The sequence below is a fragment of the Agrobacterium salinitolerans genome (genome assembly GCF_027498475.1).
Lineage (GTDB): Bacteria > Pseudomonadota > Alphaproteobacteria > Rhizobiales > Rhizobiaceae > Agrobacterium > Agrobacterium salinitolerans.
The window spans coordinates 17,329-39,960 of the sequence record NZ_JAPZLN010000009.1; the positions used below are offsets into that span (position 1 = coordinate 17,329).

The 22,632-nt window shown below is 60.4% G+C and carries 21 protein-coding genes; 16 read left to right on the forward strand and 5 right to left on the reverse strand.

Going from position 1 to position 22,632, the window contains the following annotated elements; translation table 11 throughout:
• Positions 1 to 3: 3 nt before the first annotated feature.
• Positions 4 to 843 carry an ABC transporter ATP-binding protein gene (locus O9X91_RS22545; protein WP_142913436.1) on the forward strand — a complete coding sequence of 280 codons (840 nt, stop codon included), beginning with the start codon at positions 4 to 6 and terminating at the stop codon, positions 841 to 843.
• Complete coding sequence (locus tag O9X91_RS22550) at positions 840 to 1,685, forward strand: ATP-binding cassette domain-containing protein (RefSeq protein WP_142913437.1); 846 nt, start codon at positions 840 to 842, stop codon at positions 1,683 to 1,685. Before O9X91_RS22545 ends, O9X91_RS22550 begins: the two co-directional genes overlap by 4 nt.
• Positions 1,686 to 1,736: 51 nt before the next feature.
• On the opposite strand, the gene O9X91_RS22555 is transcribed toward O9X91_RS22550, so the two are convergent.
• On the reverse strand, positions 1,737 to 3,206 hold the full coding sequence (locus O9X91_RS22555; RefSeq protein WP_142913438.1) for a mannitol dehydrogenase family protein: 1,470 nt from the start codon (positions 3,204 to 3,206) through the stop codon (positions 1,737 to 1,739).
• 109 nt (positions 3,207 to 3,315) lie between these two features.
• Positions 3,316 to 3,990, reverse strand: coding sequence for a GntR family transcriptional regulator (locus O9X91_RS22560; RefSeq protein WP_142913439.1), 675 nt, complete (start codon positions 3,988 to 3,990; stop codon positions 3,316 to 3,318).
• A 230-nt stretch (positions 3,991 to 4,220) separates the two neighbouring features.
• Between O9X91_RS22560 and O9X91_RS22565 the strand changes: the two genes are divergently transcribed.
• The gene (locus tag O9X91_RS22565) at positions 4,221 to 5,339 is read left to right on the forward strand and encodes a mandelate racemase/muconate lactonizing enzyme family protein (RefSeq protein ID WP_142913440.1); all 1,119 of its coding nucleotides are present in this window, start codon (positions 4,221 to 4,223) and stop codon (positions 5,337 to 5,339) included.
• A 45-nt stretch (positions 5,340 to 5,384) separates the two neighbouring features.
• Here the strand turns inward: O9X91_RS22565 and O9X91_RS22570 are convergent, their stop codons facing one another.
• The gene (locus O9X91_RS22570; protein ID WP_142913441.1) at positions 5,385 to 6,407 is read right to left on the reverse strand and encodes an LLM class flavin-dependent oxidoreductase; all 1,023 of its coding nucleotides are present in this window, start codon (positions 6,405 to 6,407) and stop codon (positions 5,385 to 5,387) included.
• Positions 6,408 to 6,540: 133 nt separating this feature from the next.
• The gene (locus tag O9X91_RS22575) at positions 6,541 to 7,458 is read right to left on the reverse strand and encodes a LysR family transcriptional regulator (RefSeq protein ID WP_077984978.1); all 918 of its coding nucleotides are present in this window, start codon (positions 7,456 to 7,458) and stop codon (positions 6,541 to 6,543) included.
• Between the two features lie 212 nt (positions 7,459 to 7,670).
• Here O9X91_RS22575 and O9X91_RS22580 point away from each other — a divergent pair, with 212 nt between their 5' ends.
• From O9X91_RS22580 to O9X91_RS22640, 13 genes are all read left to right on the forward strand, one after another.
• Complete coding sequence (locus tag O9X91_RS22580) at positions 7,671 to 8,879, forward strand: ABC transporter substrate-binding protein (RefSeq protein WP_077984977.1); 1,209 nt, start codon at positions 7,671 to 7,673, stop codon at positions 8,877 to 8,879.
• Between the two features lie 25 nt (positions 8,880 to 8,904).
• The gene (locus tag O9X91_RS22585; RefSeq protein WP_269834394.1) at positions 8,905 to 9,690 is read left to right on the forward strand and encodes an ABC transporter ATP-binding protein; all 786 of its coding nucleotides are present in this window, start codon (positions 8,905 to 8,907) and stop codon (positions 9,688 to 9,690) included.
• A gap of 1 nt (position 9,691) precedes the next feature.
• Positions 9,692 to 10,393: an ABC transporter ATP-binding protein gene (locus O9X91_RS22590; protein ID WP_173991393.1), complete on the forward strand. Its 702-nt coding sequence runs from the start codon at positions 9,692 to 9,694 to the stop codon at positions 10,391 to 10,393.
• Positions 10,394 to 10,395: 2 nt separating this feature from the next.
• Positions 10,396 to 11,283: a branched-chain amino acid ABC transporter permease gene (locus tag O9X91_RS22595; protein WP_077984974.1), complete on the forward strand. Its 888-nt coding sequence runs from the start codon at positions 10,396 to 10,398 to the stop codon at positions 11,281 to 11,283.
• 1 nt (position 11,284) lies between these two features.
• Positions 11,285 to 12,292 (forward strand): branched-chain amino acid ABC transporter permease, encoded by a 1,008-nt coding sequence (locus O9X91_RS22600; protein ID WP_142913443.1) that lies wholly within the window; start codon positions 11,285 to 11,287, stop codon positions 12,290 to 12,292.
• Between the two features lie 73 nt (positions 12,293 to 12,365).
• Entirely contained in the window at positions 12,366 to 13,961 is a 1,596-nt protein-coding gene (locus tag O9X91_RS22605) for a GMC family oxidoreductase (RefSeq protein WP_269833270.1), read from the forward strand.
• Between the two features lie 13 nt (positions 13,962 to 13,974).
• On the forward strand, positions 13,975 to 14,859 hold the full coding sequence (mmsB, locus tag O9X91_RS22610) for a 3-hydroxyisobutyrate dehydrogenase (protein WP_077984972.1): 885 nt from the start codon (positions 13,975 to 13,977) through the stop codon (positions 14,857 to 14,859).
• The gene (locus O9X91_RS22615) at positions 14,856 to 16,811 is read left to right on the forward strand and encodes an acetoacetate--CoA ligase (protein WP_269833269.1); all 1,956 of its coding nucleotides are present in this window, start codon (positions 14,856 to 14,858) and stop codon (positions 16,809 to 16,811) included. Before mmsB ends, O9X91_RS22615 begins: the two co-directional genes overlap by 4 nt.
• A 4-nt stretch (positions 16,812 to 16,815) precedes the next feature.
• Complete coding sequence (locus O9X91_RS22620) at positions 16,816 to 17,601, forward strand: 3-hydroxybutyrate dehydrogenase (protein ID WP_142913446.1); 786 nt, start codon at positions 16,816 to 16,818, stop codon at positions 17,599 to 17,601.
• 119 nt (positions 17,602 to 17,720) lie between these two features.
• On the forward strand, positions 17,721 to 18,764 hold the full coding sequence (locus tag O9X91_RS22625; protein WP_142913447.1) for a helix-turn-helix domain-containing protein: 1,044 nt from the start codon (positions 17,721 to 17,723) through the stop codon (positions 18,762 to 18,764).
• 43 nt (positions 18,765 to 18,807) lie between these two features.
• Positions 18,808 to 19,077, forward strand: a complete 270-nt coding sequence (locus O9X91_RS22630; RefSeq protein ID WP_191218065.1) for a hypothetical protein — start codon at positions 18,808 to 18,810, stop codon at positions 19,075 to 19,077.
• Between the two features lie 187 nt (positions 19,078 to 19,264).
• Positions 19,265 to 19,606, forward strand: coding sequence for a flagellar basal body-associated FliL family protein (locus tag O9X91_RS22635; RefSeq protein WP_077984967.1), 342 nt, complete (start codon positions 19,265 to 19,267; stop codon positions 19,604 to 19,606).
• 103 nt (positions 19,607 to 19,709) lie between these two features.
• Positions 19,710 to 22,046 carry a glucose/quinate/shikimate family membrane-bound PQQ-dependent dehydrogenase gene (locus O9X91_RS22640; RefSeq protein ID WP_269833268.1) on the forward strand — a complete coding sequence of 779 codons (2,337 nt, stop codon included), beginning with the start codon at positions 19,710 to 19,712 and terminating at the stop codon, positions 22,044 to 22,046.
• A gap of 73 nt (positions 22,047 to 22,119) precedes the next feature.
• Here O9X91_RS22640 and O9X91_RS22645 read toward each other — a convergent pair whose 3' ends face one another.
• Complete coding sequence (locus O9X91_RS22645) at positions 22,120 to 22,620, reverse strand: YciE/YciF ferroxidase family protein (protein ID WP_137412461.1); 501 nt, start codon at positions 22,618 to 22,620, stop codon at positions 22,120 to 22,122.
• Positions 22,621 to 22,632 lie beyond the last annotated feature (12 nt).

The window sequence follows — 22,632 nt, forward strand, 5'->3', positions numbered from 1 at the left end:
GCAATGAGCCTGCTGAAAATCAAAAACCTCACCGTCAAATTCGCCACCGCCACCGGCGCCTTCACGGCCGTCAACGGCATCGATGTCTCCGTCGACAAACACGAGGTGCTGGCCATCGTCGGCGAGTCCGGTTCCGGCAAGTCGGTATCGATGCTCGCCGTCATGGGGCTTCTGCCCGATACGGCGACGATTACTGCCGATGAGATGACCTTCGACGGCAAGAACCTGTTGGCCATGTCGCCGCAGGAGCGCCGCAGGCTGATCGGCCGCGAGATCACCATGATCTTCCAGGAGCCCATCGCCTCGCTCAACCCGTCCTTCACGGTCGGTTTCCAGATCGAGGAGGTTCTGCGCCTCAATCTCGGCATGAGCGGCGCTGCCGCGCGCGCCCGCGCCCTTGAACTGTTCCGGGCTGTCGGTATTCCCGAGCCGGAAACCAAGCTCAAGGCCTATCCGCACCAGATGTCCGGCGGCCAGTGCCAGCGCGTGATGATCGCGATTGCGATCGCCTCCAAGCCGCGCCTGCTGATCGCCGACGAGCCGACCACCGCCCTTGATGTGACGATCCAGAAGCAGATCCTCGATCTGCTGATGAATCTGCAGGAAGAATACGGCATGGCGCTGATTCTCATCACCCATGACATGGGCGTCGTGGCGGAAACCGCCGACCGCGTCGTGGTACAATATAAGGGCCGCAAGATGGAGGAGGCGGATGTCTTGAGCCTGTTCGAAGCCCCGCAGCACCCCTATACCAAGGCACTGCTTTCGGCCCTGCCGGAAAATGCCACCGGCGACCGTTTGCCCACGGTTTCCGATTTCTTCGGCAAGGAGGGCGTTCAATGAGTATCGTTGTCGAAGGCAAGGGCATTACCCGCGACTATCACGTTCCCGGCGGCATGTTCGGCGGCGCCAAGACGGTGCAGGCCCTGAAGGGCATCGACTTTACCGTCGAGCGCGGCAAGACGCTCGCCATCGTCGGTGAATCCGGCTCCGGTAAATCGACGCTGGCCCGCATCATCGCGCTGATCGATCCGGCATCCGGCGGCGAACTCAAGATTGAAGGCAAGCCGGTTGACATCGCCAGACGCCGTCCCGATACGGAGATGCGCTCCAAGGTGCAGATGGTGTTCCAGAACCCCTATGGCAGCCTCAATCCGCGCCAGAAGGTGGGTGACGTCCTGATGGAGCCGCTGGTCATCAATACCAAGATGCCGGCTTCCGAGCGACGCGAGCGGGCCGAAGCCATGCTGGTGAAGGTCGGTCTCGGTCCTGAACATTTCAACCGTTATCCGCACATGTTCTCCGGCGGCCAGCGCCAGCGCATCGCCATTGCGCGCGCACTGATGCTGAACCCGGCGCTGCTGGTGCTGGATGAGCCGGTCTCCGCGCTCGATCTTTCGGTGCAGGCGCAGGTGCTGAACCTTCTCGCCGACCTTCAGGAAGAATTCGAGTTGACCTATGTTTTCGTCAGCCACGATCTTTCGGTGGTGCGTTACATCGCCGACGATGTGATGGTCATTTCGAAGGGTGTGGCGGTGGAGCAGGGCACGCGCGAGGAACTCTTCGCCGATCCGAAGCACCCCTATACCCGCCAGCTTTTCGCCGCGACGCCGATCACGGATGTCGATGCCATCCGCGCCCGCGTGGAACGCCGCAAGGCGGCACGGCTGGCAGCGACGGCCTGAAGGCTGACGACCGAGGTTAAGAACAGGCCGGATTTCCGGCCTGTTCTTTTTTCAGGACTTCAGGAAACGCTCGATTGCCGCAAGCGCGCCCTGTTCGCGAATGTCGCGATAGGCGGCTTTCAGCGCTAGGACGAAGGTTTCGTTCCTGGGCAGGTCGCTGCCAAATGTGCGCTCGAAAGTCAAAAATCGGTCGACGACTGCATCCGGCGTCATTGCCAGTTGATCCGGCGCATCCCACTCCTTGAAAGCGGGATCGAGAATGGTGATCGGCTGCCCCTTTTCATTCTTGTCCGCGCAGGACCTGATCCAGAGCGCGACGGCGAAAATGACCGCCCGGCTTTCAGCCTTCTCCGCAAGCAATTCGCGCAAGGGGCCAAGAATGCGCAGCGGCACTTTCTGCGACGCATCGGAGGCGATCTGCATGGTCTTGTGCTGCAATGAGGGGTTGGCGAAACGCTCCCGCAGGCCGTCTGCGAATTCCGCCCCGTCGACGGCGGGGTCGAGCGTCCGTTCGGTCTCGCGCCAATAGGCATCGATGAAATCGCGCACGGGCTTTTCATCCCATGCATCCGCCACCGTCGCAAGGCCGGCAATCTGGCCGATGGCGGCGATGGCACTGTGGGAGCCATTCAGTATTCTGAGCTTCATATGCTCGTATGGCTCGACATTGCCGACGAATTCCACGCCCGATTTCTCGAGCGCCGGCCTTCCATGCGGAAAACGGTCTTCAATGACGAAACGGAAATAGGGTTCGGCCACCACCGGCCAGGCGTCGCTGAGGCCGAGTGCGGTCGAAATCGCCTCGCGATCGGCATCCGTGGTGGCGGGAACGATCCGGTCCACCATCGAGCAGGGGCAGGCAATATTGGTTCTAATGAAGGATGCCAGTTCCGGATCGGTCAATTCCGCAAACTCCAGCAGAAGCTTTTGCAGCACATGGCCGTTGGCGGGCAGGTTGTCGCAGGAAAGGAGCGTCAGGGGCCGGGAACCCTCTTTACGCCTGCGCCGTGTGGCCGCAAGGATGAAGCCGAAGATGGAGCGCGGCCGCTCCTGGTTTTCGAGATCATGGACGATATCGGGATGATCGCGCAGCAGGCTGCGGGAGGCGAGATTGGTCAGGTAACCTTTTTCCGTCACGGTCAGGGTGACGATGAGGACGCGCGGATCGGCCATCCGCTCCAACAGCCGTTCAGGCTCTGCCGGCGCGACGATGGTTTCGAGAATAGAACCGATCACGCGCATGCGCTCGCTCTCACCGTCACGCAGGCAAAAGGTGTAGAGATTATCCTGCGGCTCGATGGCGTCGCGCGTATCAGGGCTGCGCAGCGATGCCGCGACGATGCCCCATCGGGTTTCGCCGCGATTAAGGCAATCGTCGATGAAAACCGCCTGATGCGCCCGATGAAAGGCTCCGACGCCGAGGTGGACGATGCCGGGCGTGACGCTTTGACGGTCATAGGCGGGTGTCGTGACGGATTGCGCCAGGCGGGGCAGGGTTGCAGCGGAAAGCCGATCTGTCATCGATGCAAAATCCCCATGCGGAACGGGGCGGTTGTGGCTTGCGCCGCTCTCGTTGCGGCATCCGGCTTGTGGCGCATCATGTCGGTTCCTCCCCTTACATGCGGAATGATCAGGCGCCGGCCTCTTTGAGCAGCCGGACCTGGCGCAGCGTATTCTGGCGGCTGCGCTCGAGATGCCGCCACAGGGCATCGACGATCTGGGCCTTGCTGCCGGCGGAGATGGCATCGGCGATATTCTGGTGCTCCTCAACCGAGCGGGCGTAATCGCCGAGGATAGAGACGAAAACCGTGTGGGTCTGGTCGAGAATGCGATCATGCGAGCCGGAAATGACCGGAATGCGCGCCGCCGACACAAGGGTCGCATGGAAGCTGCGGTCGTAAAAAAGCGCTTTCGACAATTCGTCGAGCGTCGAGCCTTTGGCGAATTCGCGATGTTTCGCAAGGCTTTCCAGAAGCTCCGCGTGCAGGGCTCCATCCAGTTGCCCGGCATCGAAGGCCACTTCCACCGCACCTTTTTCGAGCAGCATTCTGGCGGCGTAAAGTTCCTCCACATCCTCCACGGTGAAATCGCGAACCACCATGCCGCGCCGGGAGGAATTGACCACCAGCCCATCGGCCTCGAGTTTCAGGCACGCTTCCTTGACCGGCGTGGGGCTGATGCCGAGATCGGCGGCAAGCTCGTTCGGGAGCAGGCGTTCGCCGCCGCGCAATCTGCCGCTGACAATGCGCGCGCGCAGTTCCTGATGCGCCTGTTCGGCGAGCGTGACTTTGACCAGCGAGTTCATGGCGGCATCATCGCCCAGCTTTGCAGAACTGGCAATGGTAGAATATTAAAAATAAAAAATTTTTTATTTTACAAAGGCCATTTTTGCTTTAGCTCTATCCGTCATTGGAAGCCGGCTGCTGGAGGAGGGCGGTCTGGCAATTTCCCGAAAGCCATCTTCGCGGCCCGTGGTCGCGGCGCGCGGCGTCTATTCCTCCCCGGAAGCGATCAAGCATCGAGGAGTGACCGATCATGAGAATTACCGCTGTCGAACCTTTCATCCTGCACCTGCCGCTGACATCGGAGTCCATTTCCGATTCCACCCATAGCATCACCCATTGGGGCGTCGTCGGTGCAAAGATCACCACCAGCGATGGCCTTGAGGGCTATGGTTTTACCGGCACCCACGCGCATCTGCCGTCGGACAGGCTGATCACATCCTGCATCAGCGATTGTTACGCGCCCTTGCTGGTGGGGGAGGATGCGTCGGAGCATTCGAGGCTCTGGACGAAATTGGCCCGTTATCCGGCTCTACAATGGGTCGGCAGGGCGGGCATCACCCATCTGGCGCTGGCGGCAGTGGACGTTGCGCTCTGGGACCTGAAGGCGAAAAAGGCGGGCGTGCCGCTCTGGCACTATCTCGGCGGCGCGCGCACGGCGGCGGTGGAGGCTTATAATACCGATATCGGCTGGCTTTCCTTCGCGCTGGAAGATTTGCTGGCGGGCAGCGCAAGGGCGGTGGAGGAAGACGGTTTCACCCGCCTGAAGATCAAGGTCGGGCATGACGATCCGAATATCGACATTGCCCGCCTTGCGGCCGTGCGCAAGCGTGTCGGTTCGTCCATCCGCATCGCCATCGACGGCAACGGCAAGTGGGATCTGCCGACCTGCCTGCGTTTCTGCGCGGCGGCGAAGGATCTGGACATTTACTGGTTCGAGGAGCCGCTCTGGTATGACGATGTGACGAGCCATGCGCGGCTGGCGCGCAATACATCCATTCCGATTGCGCTCGGGGAGCAGCTCTACACGGTGGATGCGTTCCGCTCATTCATCGATGCGGGTGCGGTCGCCTATGTCCAGCCGGATGTGACCCGGCTCGGCGGCATCACCGAATATATTCAGGTCGCCGATCTGGCGCTTGCCCATCGCCTGCCCGTTGTGCCGCATGCCGGCGAGATGAGCCAGGTGCATGTGCATCTGAGCTACTGGCACCCGGCCTCGACTGTTCTCGAATATATTCCGTGGATCAAGGATCATTTCGAAGAGCCGATCCATGTGCGGGACGGTGTTTACAAACGTCCGGAGCGCCCCGGCGCTAGCACCACGCCGCTAGCGGAAAGCTTCGCCCGCTACGGCAAGGCGGTGAAATAAAAGGGCGGCGCATAAAATGCGCCGCCCTCATTTCCAAGCGTGCCGTTAGCGCCAGCCGAGGGCCGGTGCTACCTGCTTGAGGATCGTTTCGATCACATGGGCGTTGTAATCGACGCCCAGCTGGTTCGGCACCGTCAGGAGCAGCGTGTCGGCCTCGGCGATGGCTTCATCTGCCTTCAGCTGTTCGATCAGCTTTTCCGGCTCGGCGGCATAGCTGCGCCCGAAGATCGCGCGCGTCTTGTCGTCTATATAACCGATCTTGTCGTCGCCTTCGTTGCCGTAACCGAAATAGGACCGGTCGCGGTCGTTGACGAGCGCGAAGATGCTGCGGCTGACCGATACACGCGGCTCGCGGTTATGGCCTGCTTCCTTCCAGGCTTCCCGGAAGGTGCGGATCTGCTGCGCCTGCTGGACATGGAAAGGTTCGCCCGTTTCATCCGTCTTCAGGGTGGAGCTTTGCAGGTTCATGCCAAGCTCTGCCGCCCAGACCGCCGTCGCATTGGAGCTTGAGCCCCACCAGATGCGCTCGCGCAGCCCTTCGGAATGCGGCTCTAGCCGCAGAAGGCCGGGCGGGTTGGGGAACATCGGGCGCGGGTTCGGCTCAGCGAAACCTTCGCCCTTCAGAAGCTCGAGGAAGACTTCGGTGTGCTGGCGCGCCATGTCTTCTTCGCTTTGGCCCTCGGCCGGGCGGTAACCGAAATAACGCCAACCATCAATCACCTGCTCGGGCGAGCCGCGGCTGATGCCGAGCTGCAGGCGCCCGCCGGCGATGAGATCGGCCGAACCGGCGTCCTCCGCCATGTAGAACGGGTTTTCATAGCGCATGTCGATGACGCCGGTGCCGATCTCGATCTTCTTCGTGCGCGCGCCGACGGCGGCCAGCAGCGGAAAGGGTGAGGCAAGCTGGCGGGCGAAATGGTGCACGCGGAAATAGGCGCCGTCAGCGCCCAGTTCTTCCGCAGCCACGGCAAGGTCTATCGATTGCAGCAGCGTGTCCGCAGCCGAGCGGGTTTGCGACTGGGGCGAGGGCGTCCAGTGGCCGAAGGACAGGAATCCGATCTTTTTCATGATGACCTTCCAGATGTCGGAGGATGCCGGCTTTGCCAGCCAGCTTTGTTGTTGTCAGTCATATAAGCAGTTGGGCGCGTTCTCCAATTCGCCACCGGTAGACACGGTGTCGCCGAAATGTGAACGATGCCGCTCAAGCGGTCGTCTTTCGATCGAGCACGAAGAGATTTTGGTGGGCGCGGGCGGTGGTGAGAATGAAATCCATAAGCGAGCGCACCCGCGGCACGTTGGCAAGGTCCTGGTGGCTCGTCAGCCAATAGCCTCGACGCAGCTCCACTTCACCGGAAAGCACCATTTGCAGATCCGGAAAGCGGGCGGCGATGAAATTCGGCAAAATGCACAGCCCTCTGCCGCTTAGCGTTGCGGTCAGCTGCGCAAAAATGCTCGAGGACTGGAAACTCGGCCGCAGACCGGGCAGCACGTCACGCATATAATCGAGGCCCGGTGAGAAGATCAGGTCCTGCACGTAGCCGATGAAGAAGTGGTCGAGCAGGTCCTCGCGCTTTACAATTTTCGGCCGCCCGGCGAGATAGGAACGCGAGGCATAGATATGCAGCGTGTAATCGATGATCTGTTCATTGATGTAAGGACCGGCCTTTGGCGGATCGAGCGTTACCGCCACATCCGCCTCTTTTTTGGACAGCGCCATGATCTGCTGGATCGTCACCATCTCCACCATGATGTGGGGATGGGTGACGGCGAAGTCTTTCAGCCTCTCCACGAAGAAAAAATTGGAAAAACCTTCAGGCGCGCTAAGGCGCACCACGCCGCGCAGCAAGCTGCCGCTTTCGGAAATGTCCGATTGCAGCCTTTCCGCTTCAGCCTCTATGCGCTCGACGGTATCGACCAGCCGCCGCCCGACGGTCGTAAGTTCATAACCGCGCGGATTGCGCTCGAACAGCTTGGTTTTCAGGGAAAATTCCAGCCGGTCGATATGGCGGGAGACGGTGGCGTGGCTGGTGCGCAGGCTTCGGGCGGCCGATGAGAGCTGCCCGGTGCGGGCCACGGCCAGAAAATATTGTAGGTCGTCCCAGGTGAAAGGGGTGGCCATATTCGTCTCCCATCAAAAGTTCTGTTCAAAAATGAACAGTTCCTGTTCGCAATTTGATGATGCCCCGCTCTTGTGTCAACGGCCGAATTCGAGAAGTCTAGGCTCAGGATGCATCGCTTTGAGGAGGGCGGTGTGACCGTTCAGGTGCAATGGTTTCGTTCACCGTTGCACAGACAATCTGAGGCTCGCAATCATCTCTGGGAGGAGAAGTCATGCGCAAGAGTATCGTTTTATCCACGGCCATGGTGCTGGCCGCTGGCACCGCCGCTTATGCCGCCGAGATTTCGGACGGCAAGGTCAAGATCGGCATTTTGAACGACCAGTCGGGCGTCTACGCCAATTTCGGCGGCAAATACTCTTATGAGGCCGCGAAGATGGCGGTTGAGGATTTTGGCGGCAAGGTGCTCGACGCGCCGGTGGAAGTGGTGACCGCCGATCATCAGAACAAGGCGGATGTCGCCTCCAATATCGCCCGCCAATGGTATGATACCGAACAGGTCGATTCGATCATGGAACTGACCTCGTCGTCGGTGGGTCTGGCTGTGCAGGCGCTGTCGAAGGACAAGAAGAAGATCACCATCAATACGGGTGCGGCAACCACCGAACTGACCGGCAAGCAGTGCAGCCCCTATGGTTTCCACTGGGCCTATGACACCTATTCGCTGGCGGTCGGCACCGGCGGTGCGCTCGTCAAGCAGGGCGGCGACAGCTGGTTCTTCCTGACCGCCGATTATGCCTTCGGTTATTCGCTGGAAGAAAACACCGGCAATTTCGTCAAGGCCAATGGCGGTAAGGTGCTGGGTTCCGTGCGCCATCCGCTCGCCACGACGGATTACTCTTCCTTCCTTTTGCAGGCGCAGTCCTCGGGCGCGAAGGTTATCGGTCTTGCCAATGCCGGTCTCGATACCTCCAACGCCATCAAGCAGGCGGCCGAGTTCGGCATCGTCGCCGGTGGCCAGCGGCTCGCGGCGCTTCTCTTCACACTCGCCGAAGTTCACGGCCTCGGTCTCGAAGCGGCTCAAGGGTTGACGCTGACGGAAGGTTTTTACTGGGATCGCGACGATGAATCGCGCAAATTCGGCGAACGCTTCAAGGAGCGCACCGGCGCCATGCCGAACATGGTCCATGCCGGCACCTATTCCGCCGTGCTGCACTACCTGAAGGCCATCGAAAAGGCCGGCACCGACGATGCCGATGCCGTTGCAAAGGCCATGAAGGAAATGCCGGTCAATGACGTCTTCGCCAAGGATGGCCAGGTCGCCGCCAACGGCCGCATGATTCACGACATGTATCTCATGGAAGTGAAGAAGCCGGACGAAAGCAAGCAGCCCTTTGATTATTACAAGGTGCTGGCCACCATTCCCGGCAAGGAAGCCTTCATGGACCCCGCAAAAAGCGGTTGCCCGCTGGTAACGCAGTAAAGAAGAATAAAAAGGGGAAAGCTTGATGATGATCGCTCCCGCCCCCGCCGGGCAGGCCGAACCTCGCGTCGTTCTTTCGGCGCGTGGTCTCTCCAAGACCTTCGGCGCATTCGCGGCCGTGAAAAACGTCGATCTCGACGTCCACCATGCCCGCGTGCATGCGCTGATCGGTCCGAACGGCGCCGGCAAAACAACGGTCTTTAATCTATTGACCAAGTTTCTCCAGCCGACGGGCGGGGCGATCACCTTCATGGGAACGGATATAACAAGGACGCCGCCGGACAAGGTGGCGCGTCTCGGCCTCGTCAGGTCTTTCCAGATATCGGCGGTGTTTCCGCATCTGACGGTTCTGGAAAATGTGCGGGTGGCGTTGCAGCGGCCGAATGGCCTTGCAACGCAGTTCTGGCTGCCGCTCTCCTCACTCGACAGGCTGAACGCCCGCGCCGAGGAACTGATCGCCACGGTCGGCCTCACACGGGAAAAACATGCGCTTGCGGCCGATCTTTCTTACGGCCGCAAGCGGGTTCTCGAAATCGCCACCACGCTGGCGCTCGATCCGAAGGTTCTGCTGCTCGATGAGCCGATGGCCGGCATGGGCGGGGAAGATGTCTCCCATGTGGCCGAACTCATCCGGGAGGTGGCCAAGACTCGCGCGGTGCTGATGGTGGAACATAATCTGAAAGTCGTGGCGGATATCTGCCATCAGGTCACGGTGTTGCAGCGCGGCGAAATTCTGGCGGAGAGTGATTATGCCACCGTTTCAGCCGATCCGCGGGTGCGCACGGCCTATATGGGCACGGAGGAGGCTTGATATGGCGGCAATGCTCGAAGTCTCCAACCTCAAATCCTGGTATGGCGAAAGCCAGGCGCTGCACGGTGTCGATCTGACGGTCGGCGAGGGCGAAACCATCACCATTCTCGGCCGCAACGGTGTGGGCAAGACCACGACGCTGCGCACCATCATGGGTATCATCCGCAACCGCAAGGGTTCCATCAAGCTGGGCGGCAAGGATATGATGCCGGTGCCGCTGCATCGCACGGCAAAATACGGCCTCGGTTTCGTGCCGGAGGAACGCGGCATCTTCGCGACGCTGAGTGTCGAGGAAAATCTGATGCTGCCGCCCGTCGTCGCCTCCGGTGGCATGACGCTCGATGAAATCTACGAGTTGTTTCCCAATCTATACGAACGTCGCACCAGCCCCGGCACCAAGCTTTCTGGCGGCGAACAGCAGATGTTGGCCATGGCGCGCATCCTGCGCACCGGCGTCAAGGTGCTTTTGCTCGACGAACCGACAGAGGGACTTGCGCCCGTTATCGTGCAGCGCATTGGCGAGGTGCTGCAAAAGCTGAAGAGTCGCGGCATGACCGTTGTTCTGGTCGAACAGAATTTCCGTTTCGCCAGCCGTATCGCCGACCGTTTCTACCTGATGGATCACGGCCAGATGGTCAGCAATTTTCCGGTCAGCGAGCTTTCTGGCCGCATGGGCGAACTCAACAAAGTGCTGGGGGTTTAACGATGACGATGCTCTTCGGTATTCCAATTCAGGCGCTGCTCGGGCAATTGCTGGTGGGCCTTATCAACGGGTCCTTTTATGCGCTGCTGTCTTTGGGCCTTGCCGTCATTTTCGGCCTGCTGCGCGTCATCAATTTTGCGCATGGGGCGCAATATATGCTCGGCGCTTTTGTCGCCTTTCTCGGCCTGCAATATTTCGGCATCAATTTCTGGGCGGCGCTGGTGGTGACACCGCTCGTTGTTGCGCTTTTCGGCGCGATCGTCGAACGCTTCCTGCTGTCGCGGCTTTATGATCTCGATCCGCTTTACGGGCTGCTCTTCACCTTCGGCTTGGCGCTTGTGGTGGAAGGCACGTTCCGCTGGCTTTACGGCGCTGCCGGCCAGCCTTATTCGGTGCCGCGTGAGCTTGCCGGCGGCACCAATCTCGGCTTCATGTTCCTGCCGAACTACCGCGCCTTTGTCGTCGTGATTTCGCTCATCGTCTGCATCGCCACCTGGGCCTTGATCGAAAAGACGCGTCTCGGCTCTTATCTGCGTGCTGCGACGGAAAACCCGACACTGGTGCAGGCCTTCGGCATCAACGTGCCGGTGCTGCTGACGCTGACCTACGCCCTGGGCGCTGGCCTTGCCGGTTTCACCGGAGTTCTCGCAGCGCCCATCTATCAGGTCTCGCCGCTGATGGGCACCAACCTTATCATCGTCGTCTTCGCCGTGGTCGTCGTCGGCGGCATGGGGTCGATCATGGGCGCCATCGTCACCGGCTACATGCTGGGCGTCGCCGAAGGCCTGACCAAGGTGTTTTATCCGGAAGCCTCCAACATCGTCATCTTCGTCATCATGGCCTTTGTGCTGCTCATCCGCCCCGCCGGACTTTTCGGAAAGGACGCCTGATATGTCCAAAGCCACCCACAACCCCACCGCCGGTGCGATGCCGCAAACCGAAGTCTCTGCGACCGCCGGCGCCATCAAGACCGTGCTTATTCTGGCTGGCCTTGCTGTCCTCGTCGCCGCGCCGATGTTCGTTTATCCGATCTTTCTGATGAAGCTGCTGTGCTTTGCGCTTTTTGCCTGCGCCTTCAATCTGCTGATCGGTTACACGGGACTGTTGTCCTTCGGCCATGCGGCATTCTTTGGCGGTGCGGCCTATTTCACGGCCTATTCGGTGAAGGAATGGGGCGTGACGCCGGAAATCGGCCTTGTCATCGGCATGGCAGGGGCGGCCCTTCTCGGCTTGGTCATCGGCTTTTTCGCCATCCGCCGCCAGGGCATCTATTTCGCCATGATCACGCTGGCACTGTCGCAGATGTTTTATTTCTTCTGCCTTCAGGCGCCGTTTACCCATGGCGAGGATGGGTTGCAGGGCGTGCCGCGAGGCCATCTCTTCGGCCTTCTCGACCTTAATGCGCCGCTCAATATCTATTACACGGTGCTTGCAGCCTTTGTGCTGGCACTGCTGGTCATCTGGCGTTTCGTCAATTCGCCCTTCGGCATGATCCTGAAATCGATCCGCGAAAACGAGCAGCGCGCCATTTCGCTGGGCTACAGCGTGCAGCGCTACAAGCTCGGTGCTTTCGTCATGTCGGCGACGCTGGCCGGTCTTGCGGGAGGCCTCAAAGCGCTGGTGTTCCAGTTCGCAACGCTCACCGACGTCACCTGGCAGATGTCCGGCGAAGTGATCCTGATGACGTTGCTCGGCGGTATCGGCACCATGATCGGCCCGATTTTTGGCGCAGGCCTTGTCGTTACCTTGCAGAACTATCTCGCGACATCGGATTTCCCGGTCACCATCATTACCGGCCTTGTCTTCATGGCCTGCGTCCTGGTGTTCCGGCGTGGTCTTATCGGCGAATTTTACGCGTCGCGGCTCGGGAGAAAACTCGGCTTTCAGCACCGCAGCTAGACATTTTTAAAACACTTGGAAGGCGGCCTCCGCGTCCGGAACGGTGCGGCAAGGGTGACGCGTGGAGAAGAGCATGGGCGAATATGACTATATCGTCATCGGAGCGGGGAGTGCCGGATGCGTTCTCGCCAACCGCCTTTCGAAAGATCCGAACAACCGCGTTTTGCTTCTGGAAGCGGGCGGCAACGATAATTACCACTGGATCCACATTCCGGTCGGTTATCTCTATTGCATCAACAATCCGCGCACCGACTGGTGTTTCAAAACGGTGGAAGAGCCGGGGCTTAACGGCCGCTCGCTGATCTATCCGCGCGGCAAGGTGCTTGGCGGCTGCTCCTCCATCAATGGCATGATCTATATGCGCGGCCAGGCGCGCGACTACGATATGTGGCGGCAGCTCGGCTGCGAGGGCTGGGGGTGGAACGATATACTTCCCTATTTCCTGAAGTCGGAAGACTTCTATCGCGGCAAGAGCGATCTGCATGCCGCCGGCGGCGAATGGCGCGTGGAAAAGGCGCGGGTGCGCTGGGATGTGCTGGACGCCTTCCAGAAGGCAGCGGGCGAAGCGGGCATTCCAGCGACCGATGATTTCAACCGGGGCGACAATGAAGGCGCCGGTTATTTCGATGTCAACCAGCGGGCCGGCTGGCGCTGGAACACGGCGAAAGCCTTTCTGAAGCCGGTGCTTGGTCGCAAGAACCTGACGGTGCTGACCAAGGCGCATGTCAAGCGTCTCATCATCGAAGAGGGCCGGGTGACCGGCGTCGAGTTTCACCATGACGGCGTCTTGAAAACGATGCGGGCGCGGCGCGAGACGGTGCTGTCCGCCGGCGCGATCGGTTCGCCGCATGTTCTGGAGCTTTCCGGCGTCGGCCGTGGCGATGTGCTGCAGGCGGCCGGTATCGACACCGTGGCCGAGATTCAGGGTGTGGGCGAGAACCTGCAGGACCATCTGCAATTGCGCATGGTCTACAAGGTCTCCGGCGTCCTGACGCTGAATGAAAGGGCCTCCACCCTGTTCGGCAAGGCGAGGATCGGGCTGGAATATGCGCTGACGCGCTCCGGGCCGATGTCGATGGCACCCAGCCAGCTCGGCGTCTTCACCCGCTCCTCGCCGGAAAAGGAAACCGCCGATCTGGAATATCATGTCCAGCCGGTTTCACTCGACAAGTTCGGCGATCCGGTTCACAATTTTCCGGCCATTACCGCAAGTGTCTGCAATCTGCGGCCGGAAAGCCGGGGTTCAGTGCATGTGAAAGGACCGGATTTCGCCATGCAGCCGGAAATCCGCCCGAACTATCTTTCCACCGAAGGCGACCGCCAGGTGGCCATCGACGCCATGCGGCTGACGCGCCGCATCGTGGCCCAGCCGTCCTTCGCGCGCTTCAAGCCGGAGGAATACAAGCCGGGTCCCTCCTTTGAAAACGACAATGATCTTGCCAAAGCGGCGGGCGATATCGGCACCACCATCTTCCACCCTGTCGGCACGCTGCGCATGGGGTCGGATATGGAAAGCGTTGTCGATGCGCGGCTGAAATTCCGCCGGCTCGCCGGGCTGCGCGTCGCCGACGCATCGGTGATGCCGCGCATTACATCCGGAAACACCAATTCGCCGACGATCATGATTGCCGAAAAGGCTGCCGACATGATCCTTGCGGATAATCGCTGAAAGGAGCGCACCTATGAAGACCGTCGCTTTTCTCGGGCTGGGACATATGGGCCTGCCGATGGCCGCCAATCTCGTCAAGGCAGGTTATGCCGTCAGGGGATATGATCTTGCCGACGCCTGCCGCGCGGCGGCGAAAGAGGCGGGCGTTCCCGTCGCCTCGGATTCGGCCGAGGCCATCGAAGCCGCTGAAGTAATCATCACCATGCTGCCGAAGGGCGAACACGTCGTGTCGGTCTATGGCGATCTGGTTCGGAAAATCCCTGCTGGAACGCTTCTCATCGATTGCTCGACGGTGGATATGGAAAGCGCCCTGAAGGCGCATGAACTCGCCGCTTCCGCCGCTTGCTCCTCGGTTGACGCGCCCGTATCGGGCGGAACAGGCGGAGCTGCCGCCGGCACGCTCACCTTCATGTGCGGCGGTGAGGCTGCGGCCTTCTCTGCGGCAAAGCCGGTGCTTGAGGCAATGGGCAAGAAGATCGTGCATTGCGGCAAGGGCGGTAACGGCCAGGCGGCGAAGATTTGCAACAACATGATCCTCGGCATCTCCATGATCGCAGTCTCGGAAGCCTTCGTGCTGGGCGAAAAACTCGGGCTTTCCCATCAGGCGCTGTTCGATGTCGCCGCCACTTCTTCCGGGCAATGCTGGTCGCTCACCACCTATTGCCCGGTGCCCGGGCCGGTGCCGACATCGCCCGCCAACAAGGATTACCAGCCCGGTTTTGCGGCGGCCCTGATGTTGAAGGATCTGAAGCTTTCGCAGGAGGCGGCGAATGGAGCCGGGGCTTCCACCCCGCTCGGCGCGGCGGCGGCGGCGCTTTATGAAAACTTCGTCGATGCGGGAAGCGGCGGGCGCGATTTTTCCGCCATCGTTGAGATGCTGCGTGGGGGCGATGCATGATGGACGCCACGCCTTCCGATATTCTGTGGGTGCCGCCGCGTGAAAGGCTGGAGCATTCGTCGCTTTTTTCCTTCGCGACGAAAACGGCAAAGCTGCACGGGCAGGCCGCCGATGATTATGCCGGCCTGCTGCGCTGGTCCATCGACGCGCCGGATGAATTTTACGATGCTCTGTGGGACGAACTCGGCATTATCGGCACGCGAGGCGACGTGGCGTTCAAACCGGGCGCGACGATCCGGGAGGCCGAGTTCTATCCGGGCACGAGGCTCAATTATGCCGAAAACCTGCTGCGCGATGCGGATGAGCGGCTGGCCATCATCGCCTATCGCGACGATGGAACAAGGCGCGAGATTACTCGCAAAGAGCTTTACGCCGAAGTGTCCCGCATGGTGCAGGCTCTTGCCCAAGCCGGTGTGAGGGAAGGCGACCGTGTCGGCGCCATCGTCACCCACGATATCGAGACGATCGTCAGCTATCTGGCTGTCAGCGCCATCGGGGCGATCTGGTCGTCCTGCTCCCCCGATTTCGGCCCCGCCGGGGCCTCGGACCGCCTTTCCCAGATCGACCCGAAAGTCCTCATCGCCGTGCCGGAATATGGTTATGCTGGTAAGCGCATCGATGTAGCCCCGACCATCCGTGCGGTGGCGGAAAGTGCAAGTCCCGAAAAGATCGTGCTGATCGGCGATGCCGTTCCCAAAAGCCTTGCCGATCTCGGCTGCGTGACGCTTACGGATTTCGTCGCGCCTTATGCGGGGGGTGAGATTGCCTTCAACCGTCTGCCCGTCAAGGCGCCGCTGGCGATCCTTTATTCTTCGGGCACGACCGGCAAACCGAAATGCATCACCCATTCCGGCGGCGGTTTGCTTCTTCAGCACATGAAGGAGCAGAAGCTGCAATGCGACATTCAGGAAGGCGAGCGTTTCTTCTATTTCACCACCTGCGGCTGGATGATGTGGAATTGGCAGGTATCCGGTTTGGCGCTCGGCGCAACGCTTGTCACCTATGACGGCAATCCCGGTTATCCAACCTCCGCGCGGCTGATCGATCTCATCGACGCCGAACGGATCGCCACTTTCGGCACATCGGCGAAGTTCATCGACGCTTGCCTGAAGGCTGGGCTGAAGCCGCGTGAAAGCCATGACCTTTCATCGCTCAGGACGATCCTTTCGACAGGCTCGCCGCTCATCCCGCAATCCTTCGATTATATCTATTGCGACTGGAAGGCCGACGTGCACCTCGCCTCCATTTCCGGCGGCACGGATATCTGCGCCTGTTTCCTCGGCGGCAACCCTTTGCAGCCGGTGCATCGCGGCGAATTGCAGGGCGCGATGCTCGGCATGGATATCGATACGCTTGACGACGAGGGCCGTTCCGTTCGCGGCGTCGCCGGTGAACTTGTCTGCCGCAACGCTCATCTGTCCATGCCGGTGAAATTTTGGGGCGATGTGGACGGTTCACGGTATCAGGCCGCCTATTTCGACCGGTTTCCGGGCATCTGGGCGCATGGCGATTTTGCCGAGCTGCGCCCCTCCGGCGGATACGTCATTCATGGGCGTTCGGACACGACCCTCAATCCCGGCGGGGTCCGCATCGGGACGGCGGAAATCTACCGGCAGGTGGAAACCGTCCCCGAAGTCGAGGAGGCCATTGCCGTCGGACAGGATATCGATGGCGACCAGCGGGTCATCCTTTTCATACGCATGAAAGAAGGCACTGCCCTGACGGAGGAGTTGGAAAAGACCATCCGCAGCTGCATCCGTTCAGGCGCGACGCCGCGGCATGTGCCGGCAAGGATCATTGCCGTTGCCGCCATTCCCCGCACCCGTTCCGGCAAGATTTCCGAAATCGCGGTACGCGACGCCATCCATGGCCGGCCGGTGAAGAATGTCGATGCGCTGGCCAATCCCGAAGCGCTTGAACTTTTCCGCAACCTGCCGCAGCTGAAGGACTAGGCCTATGGAGGATCAACCGAAAACCGTGCTCGTCACGGGCTCCACCAGCGGCATTGGACTTGCCATCGCCAAGCGTTTCGCCGAAGCGGGATTTCGGGTCGCGTTGCATGGCATAGAGGCGGCTGAGGAGGCGACGCCGGCGCTGGAGGCGGTCGCGAAGGCGGCGCGGCACAGGCCGGTCTATTTTGCCGCCAACCTCGCCCATTATGACGAGAGCGCGCATCTGCCGGAAACCGTCATCGCCGAGTTCGGCCATATCGACGTCCTGGTCAACAATGCCGGCATTCAGAAGGTCGCGCCGATCGACGAGTTCGATTTCGCCGATTTCTCCCGCATCGTCGCCATCTCGCTCGACAGCGCGTTTCACACCATCCATGCGGCCTTGCCCGGCATGAAGGAAAGGGGCTGGGGTCGCATCGTCAATATCGCCTCCGCCCATGGTTTGCGTGCCTCGCCCTTCAAGGGGCCTTATGTGGCGACCAAACATGCGGTGGTGGGCCTGACGAAAAGCGTGGCGCTGGAGGTGGCCGAACTTGGCATTACCTGCAACGCCATCTGCCCCGGTTATGTCTGGACACCGCTTGTCGCCGCCCAGGTCGCCGATCAGGCGCGCGTGCATGGCATGAGCGAGGAGGACGTGGTGAAAAAGGTAATGCTTGCGCCGCAGCCGACCAGACGGTTTGTACAACCGGAAGAAGTGGCGGAAATGGCGCTCTATCTCGCGGGCGATATGGCCCGCTCCATCACCGGTGCCACCATCTCCATCGATGGCGGCTGGACCGCGAAATAATTTTCGCATACCCGCTTTAAGCGAACCGTCTCGTCGACTTCCGTCATTGTTGAACGGTTTCAATCCTGTATAATTTTCGTGGACGGCGGGGTTCAGCGCCGTATTCACGGAAAAGCGGGATGACGAACACAGGGTCTTTTGAGGCGCCGCTGGCGCGCTCACGCTTTGATACGCGCCAGGCGCTGAAACGCGACGCCATGGCGCTGTGGCGGGATTCGATCAATGTGCTGTTCGATGCCCGCCTGCGGCGATCGCAGGATGACGGTTTCTTCGCCAGTGTCGATGCCGCTTTCATCGGCAATGTCGCGCTTGGCCGCACCCAGTCGTTCGCGCAGGATTTCGACCGTTCGCGCCATAAGATCGCCCGCGACGGCATGGATGGTTTTCTCCTGCAGTTCTACGCCAGCGGACGTAGCATGTCGCGGCGCGGATCGGGCGAGACAGCAGGCCCCGGCGACCTCTATCTCATCGATATGGCGCAGCCGCTGGCCACTACTACGTCGGATCACGATCATCTCAGCCTCGTCGTGCCGCGCCGGCTGCTGGAAGGCAGGCTTTGCGGTTCCGGCAATCATCATGAACGCGTGCTGCCGGCCGGTCTGCCGCTGGTATCGCTGCTGCGCGAAACGATGACGAGCATCTATCGCCATTTCGACGTCATGAACGCCAGTGAAGGCGCAGCCACGGTCTCTCCGCTTCTGGAACTTGCTGCAGCCGCCATCAACAATCATGTCGGGCACGGCAATGCGCAGGGCGTGCAGCGGGCGCTCAGGGCATCCATCCGGCGTTATATCGACAATCACCTGCTCGATCCGGCGCTGTCAGTGGAAAAGGTCGTGGGCGAATTCGGCGTGTCGCGACGCACCGTCTACCGGCTCTTCGAGCCGCTGGGTGGGTTTTCGGCCTTCATCACCCACCGGCGTCTCGAGCGCGCGATGGATTTCCTGCGGGCGCCGCAATCGGCGCATATGACGATTGCCGAGGTGGCTGCGTCCTATGGTTTCACCAATCCGGAAAATTTCAGCCGCGTCTTCAAGAAGACCTTCGGCCTTTCGCCGCGCCAGATGCGGCATTTCGCGTTGGAAAGCCATGATATTGCACCGGATATTCTGAAGCCGGATAGCGCCGAATGGACACGCTGGATCGTACGGCTCGGCCGCTGATCACGCCTGGTCGGGCGTTAATCTGGCACTCAATGGCGGCTTGTTGGCACAATTCGACCATTCGCTGCAGTTGCGGCGCAACGGGGATGCGCATGGCCGCCAGACGTGCCAAAAAGGCGAGGTTATTTTTTTAGATATATTGCCTGACAATCATGATGCTGAAAATTCTTGCTTTTCTGGACCTGTGGCGCGGATGGCGCCCTGCGGTGAAAAAATACTTTTCTTTTTCGGACGCCGAATTTCTCAAGGCGCCATCGCCCTCGCTATTGGCGGATTTGGACGGCCTGCCAGACGAGTTATGGGAAATGGATGATGACGGAGTGCACTTGCCGGTCTCCTGGCTTGGGCTCGGGCAAAGCTTCAGCGCGGTGGATGTGACAGGCTGCGACGGCTCAGAGAGGTCTCGTATACCGGTCGAGTGCGGTTAAGGCGCTCCGGTGATCTGGAACAAAACCCTGACCCCGGGGATTAGATCAGCAGGGTTACAGGGAGTGAAAGACATGGCCAGAGATAATGCCAGCTATCTTCGCGGTCGGGATGCGCCGAAAAGCGAAACGGCAACACGTGCGCGGCAGGGATCGCGCGGGCGTCCCGTCCTTGTCATTCTGATCGTCAGCGTGTTTCTTGCACTGGTGGTGTGGGCCGTTGTCGAATATTCGGTTTTCGAACCCGACGAAAACCGGCCGCAGAATTCGCAGACAGAAACAGCGCCCGTGCCGCAGCAGCCGTCCGGGTCCGGAACCTTCGACAACAATCCGGCAAATGGCCGTGCCCAGCCGCCATCGTCGACAGAGACAAATCCCGTACCGCAGGATTCGACCGGAGCCCCACAAAACCCGTGACCACCATGGCGTGAAGTTTTTTCGCGACGACGATGATTTTCATGGAACCATATCGCGCCCGATTTCATTTCACGCAAAGTGACAGGAATCGGGGGTTTCATTCATGGCAGTCACCGTCACTGCAGTTTTTCTCACGCTGATCGGCCTCGCGCTGTTCGGTTTCGGCTCTCAGCTCGTCATGCTGGGCGGGAGCTTTTATTACGTTCTTTCCGGGCTTGCCTTTCTGCTGACGGCCTTTCTGCTGTTCAAGCGCAATCGCGCAGCCCTCCATGTCTATGCCGTCTTCATTGTCGCGACGCTTGCCTGGGCCATCTGGGAAGTCGGCTTCGACTGGTGGCAACTTGGCCCGCGCGGCGGCGTCATCATTCTCATCGGTCTCTGGCTTCTGGTTCCATGGGTCAGAAAGCCGCTCGGTTTTGCAAGCCCGACCGGACATAGCTATGGGCCGAATGCCTGGCCTCTTGCCCTTTCCGTCCTCGCCTCCATCGTCGTTGCCGGATATTCCATGGCGCAGGATCCGCACGATACGGCAGGTTCCCTGCCGCAGGAAACGGCCTCGGCCACGCCCGTTTATGGTGGCGATGTCCCTGACGGTGACTGGCATCAATATGGCCGCACGCCCTATGGCCAGCGTTATTCACCGCTCACACAGGTCAATGTCGACAACGTCTCGCAGCTCAAGGAAGCCTGGCGTTACCAGACGGGTGATGTGAAGCTGCCAGATGACGTGGGTGAAACCACCTATCAGGTGACGCCGCTCAAGATCGGCAATATGCTTTATATCTGCACGCCGCATAATTGGGCGATCGCCATCGACGCCGCCACCGGTAAGGAAAAGTGGAAATACGACCCCAATGTCGGTCTCAATCCGGACCGCCAGCACCAGACCTGCCGCGGCGTTTCCTATTATGCCGAGCCGAATGCCGCTGAAGGCACGGCCTGCGCACAACGCGTCTACCTGCCGACCTCGGACGCGCGGCTGATTGCTCTTGACGCTGCCACCGGTCAGGTCTGCACGTCCTTTGCCGATCAGGGTGTGCTGCATCTTGAGCAGGGCATGAAATACAATCCTGCCGGTTATTATTATTCAACCTCGCCACCCGTCATCGCCGCGGGCAAGATCATTATTGGCGGTGCGGTGAACGACAACTATTCCACACAGGAACAGTCCGGCGTCATCCGCGCTTTCGATGTGAACAGCGGCGCGCTCGTCTGGAACTGGGATTCCGGCAATCCGGCGAAAACCGAACCGATTGCGGCGGGTGAGACCTACACCACCAATTCGCCCAACAGCTGGTCGGTCTTCAGTTACGATGAAGGCCTCGGTCTCGTTTATGTCCCGCTCGGCAATCAGGTGCCGGATCAGCTCGGCATGGGCCGCAGCGAGAATGTGGAGAAATACTCCTCCTCCATCGTCGCGCTGGATATCAATACCGGTAAGGATCGCTGGGTGCGCCAGACGGTTCATCACGATCTCTGGGACATGGACGTGCCGGCTCAGCCGGTGCTGCTCGACATCACCAAGGACGGCCAGACCGTGCCGGCCCTCGTCGGCCCGACCAAGCAGGGGGATATCTACGTTCTCGACCGGCGCACCGGCGAGCCGCTGCTGCCGATCACCGAAGAGCCTGCACCGGGCGGGGCAATCCCCGAGGATTTCACCTCTCCGACTCAGCCGACGACAGCGCTGTCCTTCAAGCCGGAGCCGTTGCAGGAAAAGGACATGTGGGGCGTTTCCATGTTCGACCAGCTCGCCTGCCGCATCCGCTTCCATCAGTTGAACTACGAGGGCCGCTATACGCCGCCCTCGCTGAACGGCTCGATCATCTATCCCGGCAATTTCGGCACCTTCAATTGGGGCAGCGTGGCGGTCGATCCCGAACGTCAGGTCATGTTCGGCATGCCGACCTATCTGGCCTTCACTTCGCAGCTCGTGCCGCGCGCCGACATTCCGCCGAAGGGTCAGGACGAGAAAGGCAGCGAACAGGGCCTGAACCGCAACGACGGTGCGCCCTATGGCGTGTTCATGGGCCCGTTCCTCGGTCCGCTGCAGATTCCCTGCCAGGCCCCGCCATGGGGTTACGTCGCGGGCGCTGACCTGCGCACCGGCGATATCGCCTACAAGCACAAGAACGGCACGGTCCATGACATGACGCCGCTGCCGCTGCCCTTCAAATTGGGCGTGCCGGGCATTGGCGGGCCGATGATCACCAAGGGCGGCGTCGCCTTCCTCGGTGCTGCCGTCGACAACTATCTGCGCGCCTATGACCTGACGACCGGCAAGCAGCTCTGGGAAGCGCGTCTGCCGGCCGGCGGTCAGGCAACGCCCATGACCTATTCGCTGGAAAACGGAAAGCAATATGTTGTGATGGTAGCGGGCGGCCACGGTTCGGTTGGAACCAAGCCCGGCGATTACGTCATCGCCTATACGCTGCCATAGGGTCTACGGGTCTTCAGGCACAAAAAAACCGGAATGGGTGACCATTCCGGTTTTTGTTTTGGATGAGAGCGCCTTACGCTGCCTTTTTCTCTGCGGCGGCATTAACAGAGGTCTTGGCGAGCGCTGTCAGGGCCTCGTCGGTCTTGGACTCTTCCTTGAGCGTGGCATCCAGCAGTGCGACGGCCTTTGTGTGGCCAAGCTTTTCCGCCCATGCCTTCAACGTGCCATAGCGGGCGATCTCGTAGTGCTCGACCGCCTGTGCCGAGGAGACAAGGCCGGCATCGAGAGCGGGCGTTCCCTTGAAATCCTCAATGATCTCTTCGCCTTCGGCGATGATGCCCTGAATGGCTTCGCAGGTCTTGCCCTGAGCCCGCTTGCCAATGATTTCGAACACTTCCTGCAGGCGTTCGATTTGGCCCTGGGTTTCTTCTTTGTGCTTTTCAAAAGCCTGTTTCAGCTTCGGGTCGGTGGCCGCCCGGGCCATTTTCGGCAGGGCTTTCAGTATCTGCCTCTCGGCGTAATAAATATCCTTCAGCGTGTCATAAAACAGATCGTCGAGTTTCTTCTCGGCCATTGGTCCTTCTCC

Excerpts from the sequence above, each read along its gene's own strand:
- O9X91_RS22545 (WP_142913436.1), top strand. The coding sequence starts at position 4 with ATGAGCCTGCTGAAAATCAAAAACCTCACCGTCAAATTCGCCACCGCC.
- O9X91_RS22550 (WP_142913437.1), top strand. The coding sequence starts at position 840 with ATGAGTATCGTTGTCGAAGGCAAGGGCATTACCCGCGACTATCACGTT.
- O9X91_RS22555 (WP_142913438.1), bottom strand. The coding sequence starts at position 3,206 with ATGACAGATCGGCTTTCCGCTGCAACCCTGCCCCGCCTGGCGCAATCC.
- O9X91_RS22560 (WP_142913439.1), bottom strand. The coding sequence starts at position 3,990 with ATGAACTCGCTGGTCAAAGTCACGCTCGCCGAACAGGCGCATCAGGAA.
- O9X91_RS22565 (WP_142913440.1), top strand. The coding sequence starts at position 4,221 with ATGAGAATTACCGCTGTCGAACCTTTCATCCTGCACCTGCCGCTGACA.
- O9X91_RS22570 (WP_142913441.1), bottom strand. The coding sequence starts at position 6,407 with ATGAAAAAGATCGGATTCCTGTCCTTCGGCCACTGGACGCCCTCGCCC.
- O9X91_RS22575 (WP_077984978.1), bottom strand. The coding sequence starts at position 7,458 with ATGGCCACCCCTTTCACCTGGGACGACCTACAATATTTTCTGGCCGTG.
- O9X91_RS22580 (WP_077984977.1), top strand. The coding sequence starts at position 7,671 with ATGCGCAAGAGTATCGTTTTATCCACGGCCATGGTGCTGGCCGCTGGC.
- O9X91_RS22585 (WP_269834394.1), top strand. The coding sequence starts at position 8,905 with ATGATGATCGCTCCCGCCCCCGCCGGGCAGGCCGAACCTCGCGTCGTT.
- O9X91_RS22590 (WP_173991393.1), top strand. The coding sequence starts at position 9,692 with ATGGCGGCAATGCTCGAAGTCTCCAACCTCAAATCCTGGTATGGCGAA.
- O9X91_RS22595 (WP_077984974.1), top strand. The coding sequence starts at position 10,396 with ATGACGATGCTCTTCGGTATTCCAATTCAGGCGCTGCTCGGGCAATTG.
- O9X91_RS22600 (WP_142913443.1), top strand. The coding sequence starts at position 11,285 with ATGTCCAAAGCCACCCACAACCCCACCGCCGGTGCGATGCCGCAAACC.
- O9X91_RS22605 (WP_269833270.1), top strand. The coding sequence starts at position 12,366 with ATGGGCGAATATGACTATATCGTCATCGGAGCGGGGAGTGCCGGATGC.
- mmsB (WP_077984972.1), top strand. The coding sequence starts at position 13,975 with ATGAAGACCGTCGCTTTTCTCGGGCTGGGACATATGGGCCTGCCGATG.
- O9X91_RS22615 (WP_269833269.1), top strand. The coding sequence starts at position 14,856 with ATGATGGACGCCACGCCTTCCGATATTCTGTGGGTGCCGCCGCGTGAA.
- O9X91_RS22620 (WP_142913446.1), top strand. The coding sequence starts at position 16,816 with ATGGAGGATCAACCGAAAACCGTGCTCGTCACGGGCTCCACCAGCGGC.
- O9X91_RS22625 (WP_142913447.1), top strand. The coding sequence starts at position 17,721 with ATGACGAACACAGGGTCTTTTGAGGCGCCGCTGGCGCGCTCACGCTTT.
- O9X91_RS22635 (WP_077984967.1), top strand. The coding sequence starts at position 19,265 with ATGGCCAGAGATAATGCCAGCTATCTTCGCGGTCGGGATGCGCCGAAA.
- O9X91_RS22640 (WP_269833268.1), top strand. The coding sequence starts at position 19,710 with ATGGCAGTCACCGTCACTGCAGTTTTTCTCACGCTGATCGGCCTCGCG.
- O9X91_RS22645 (WP_137412461.1), bottom strand. The coding sequence starts at position 22,620 with ATGGCCGAGAAGAAACTCGACGATCTGTTTTATGACACGCTGAAGGAT.